We start from the raw sequence: 3,612 nt of genomic DNA on the forward strand, positions 1-3,612 counted from the left end.
CGTGAAAAAACCACATTTTGTATAAAAAGATACCTTAAGTTGATGGATGTGTGGTCTTACCCCTCTACTCATATCTATATTTCTGTTGTCCATTACAAAAGGATAAGACTCGTTTGGATAATACTGATGAAAAGAATTTTTGTATTCATAATGACCATTATTCATTTTTTCATCTCCTTCCCGTTACATCGTATTAACCTATTAGCCAATGGGTTCATTGGATTAACATTATCATTCGCTCATTATTTTATAGTAAAAAGCTTCCATCACTTACCCATATCTTATATTTTGTGTAAGTGCCCCTATCGCTGAATTCCTTGATATTCATAGTTTCATAAGACTTTCCCTTTTGAGTTACACAACTCATAATATTTTTAACTCTGCTTATACTATAGCTGTAACTAAAAGTTACATATCATTTACTTGTAGGGCCTAATTTCCTTTTGTACAACAAGTAGTTTGCTAATTGAGCTAGCTACTTTGTCGTGCAATATGAAGTTTTTCAATTCACTTTACCCGATGAATAAACTTTTAAGTTTCTAACTATACTACTCATGAGCTATTACAGATGTAGCTCAATCTTTCCAAATCACATTTGTTCGTTCATTTAGCAGGCAGTTCATTTACCAACTGTCTGCTATCTTATTTTCATTGATCCTTTATTATAAAATTCAAGAATTAATTTCCACAAATTGTAGATACTATAGGTAAGCTAACAGCCATTTTAGTTTTCCCATGAAATTGTGCGAATCACATATCCTTTAGAGAAAGTACTAAGAACATTGCAGTTAGCTTAATTAGCTAGCTGCTTTGTTTGTTAACCATTTTTTACACGAATACAGTTTATATGCATAACTTTTAAATTGAAATCCATACTATATTTAGGTCTTAATATCTAAAACCCTTATTTCAACCTTAGACCTAACAAATCGCTCCTCTCCCTTCCCTGGGGCTAAGCAGTTAGCTATTGCTAGCTGCTCTTTTATTTTTATTAGATTGATGCACCAAAAAATTAAGAAAACTATGGAACTTCCAATGAACATTAGGTGAAAAACATAGAAAACGCAAACCTAAAAAGGGTAAATATAATGTTAATTGAGCATTTCAAACGTAAAGTAATACGATAAAAAACCTATTCTATTTTTGGGTTTTACATTATAAAATTTAATTTTCATCCCAAAGTGAGGGTTTCACTCCTACACTTCGTAATATCATTATCTCGTGAATTATTTTTTAAAAACGTATTTATATATATTTATACATATGAATTTTTTTACATTCAATTGAATTAACAGTTGCATGTTAATTAGAGAATGAATTAATAAACTACCAAATACCCCTTTAACTAAAAAAGGATGCTTGTCCATGTCAGATAGGGTATTTCTTTCATATCTTGTAATATCTTTATAGAAAGGAGAGAAGATCCTATGGAAAATGCAGCGATACAACAAACAGAAGAATGCCCTACATGTCCAGAAGGCACTGTTTGTGAAGATAGTGATTTACTATGTATAAACATTCCTTGTACGACTACGGTAGTATTGTTGGGATTGATTCGGTTAAATATTGGTCCATTATGTATTCGAGTTAGTTCAGTAGATGATTTGTCAAGATTCTCAGACGAAGAGAAACTTGACAAAGTACAACAGGTATTTGATGGACTAAGAAATACTCTCCCAAATTTTAATTCACTGCCTGAAGAGTAACAGTTAGAAGGATACGATTGCTCAACAAGAGCAGTCATTTTGTTTACTAACAGAGGCAATAGTGAACGAAGGGAATCGTAACATTGATTCCCTTTTATTTTAGGTATGTTAACAGCCATATTAGTTTTCCCATGAAATTGTGCCGAATCACATATCCTTTAAAGACAGTACTGAGAACATCGCAGTTAGCTTAAGTAGCTAACTGCTTTGTTTACTGGCTAAATAAATTCAAAAAATATGTTAATGCTATAGATACACCAAGTTGAAATATGAATGACCATTGTATTCTTCTTATGCATGGAGTAGTTAGCTTTTGCTAGCTACTCTTTTTGATTAGTCTGATTATAAAATTTTGTTCTTATTTCTTTTTCACACCATATACTTCTAACCTAGACTCAGCTCATAGAGTTACCTCCTATCTTGAAGAGCACTTGTACATGGTGCTCTTTTTTAGTTTCCTCATTTCTACACAATGCAATTTTTTATGCAAAAGATACACACTCAATTAAAAATAGCCTCATATGATATCTTCTATCCTCTCTTTTTAAAATAAATAGCCTTTACAGAGCACTTTCCAAAGTGCTCTAACTTTTACATATCAAATAGCGTTTTTATTAAAAACTTGTCACATTTAAGCTAGACAAGCATATGTTATTGCATGGAGACTCTCCACTCATAGAAATCTAACCTTTCAAAGAGCATACTTATTAGTGTGCTCTTTTCATTTGCTAGTAAATAACGATTTTGTTATCAAATTTCACCTATCTAAAAAACATACATACAATATCTTGGGTATCTCTTTTCAACATTAGTTTTGGTCAGAGCGCCTTGGGAGAAAGGCGCTCTTTAATTTTCAAATAAGGATTTTATTTAAATTTCATAAAATCTATCTTTGCCTAAATAGGTTCAAAATTATCTATTTAGCATATATAATACTTTTCAATCTCTTGCATGCGATTTCCTTTGTGCTTTGGGTCACCTACAATAAGCTGCAAATAGTCAATTGCGATTAAAACCTTTTTATCAGGATACTTACGCTTTAGCTTCCTAGTCTTAGCGTAAATCTCTTGCATCGTGACATTTGCTTTATCATAAATTTCTAATGGCAAATCATTTATTAATCCCATTGCCTGACTAATTTTTTCCCAATCTTTTAAATTACATAGCTTTTTAGGATTCTTTAATTTCGTAACATCTATATTTCCAGTACTTGAGATCATCCGCTTAAGTAACTGTTCTTCCCCCATTTCTAACGAGAAGACTCCTGTTGCTGTATGAGCACTTGCCCCATGAAAAGCGACGTTTAATACAAATGCTGCTTTCCCCATCGAAGGACGGGCACCGATAATGATTAAATCGCCTTCTTGTAACCCTGCTGTCATTCTATTCAAATCGTCATAACCAGTTGGAATACCCGTTAAATCACCTACATCAATTTGCATTTTTTTTACAGATCAACAAGCGTATCTTTCAAGTTCACGACTTAAGGCATACTCATGCTTCAAGCTGGTAAGCACCCTAAAATCGCTCAGGATTGCTTAGGTCATTCTTCTATTCAAATGACTTTAGACAAGTACAGCCATAACACACAAAACATGCAACAACAAGCTGCAGAAAACTTTGAGAATATTGTAAACCCCTATGAAAACATCAAATAAAAACCGAAAAATTCTAATGTGAACCAAATGTGAGCATTGATAAAAAACAAAGCTTATAAACCTTGATATTACATGGTTTATAAGCCTATATCGTTGAATCTTAGGATAAGAATGAGCAGTTCTGACCTTTTATATTTTGTATAATACAAAAGTGCCACGAATGACTGTTAAACAAGCATTTATGCACTTTTTATATTAAAAATAAATTTCATATAATAATTTATTTATCTATGCCTTATATTTTGTGT

The 3,612-nt window shown here is 32.1% G+C and carries 1 protein-coding gene and 2 pseudogenes; 2 read left to right on the forward strand and 1 reads right to left on the reverse strand.

Annotated elements, in window-relative coordinates; all coding sequences use genetic code 11:
• Positions 1–1,427: 1,427 nt before the first annotated feature.
• Complete coding sequence (locus AB3X48_RS19325) at positions 1,428–1,706, forward strand: hypothetical protein (protein WP_016104693.1); 279 nt, start codon at positions 1,428–1,430, stop codon at positions 1,704–1,706.
• A 941-nt stretch (positions 1,707–2,647) separates the two neighbouring features.
• Here the strand turns inward: AB3X48_RS19325 and AB3X48_RS19330 are convergent.
• Positions 2,648–3,183: pseudogene (locus AB3X48_RS19330) on the reverse strand (DnaB-like helicase C-terminal domain-containing protein); the annotation flags it as partial.
• Here AB3X48_RS19330 and AB3X48_RS19335 point away from each other — a divergent pair.
• Positions 3,178–3,364: pseudogene (locus AB3X48_RS19335) on the forward strand (site-specific integrase); the annotation flags it as partial. The pseudogenes AB3X48_RS19330 and AB3X48_RS19335 overlap by 6 nt on opposite strands.
• Positions 3,365–3,612: the final 248 nt, after the last annotated feature.

The organism is Bacillus sp. S4 (assembly GCF_040838205.1).
Taxonomy (GTDB): domain Bacteria; phylum Bacillota; class Bacilli; order Bacillales; family Bacillaceae_G; genus Bacillus_A; species Bacillus_A cereus_U.

Excerpts from the sequence above, each read along its gene's own strand:
- AB3X48_RS19325 (WP_016104693.1), top strand. The coding sequence starts at position 1,428 with ATGGAAAATGCAGCGATACAACAAACAGAAGAATGCCCTACATGTCCA.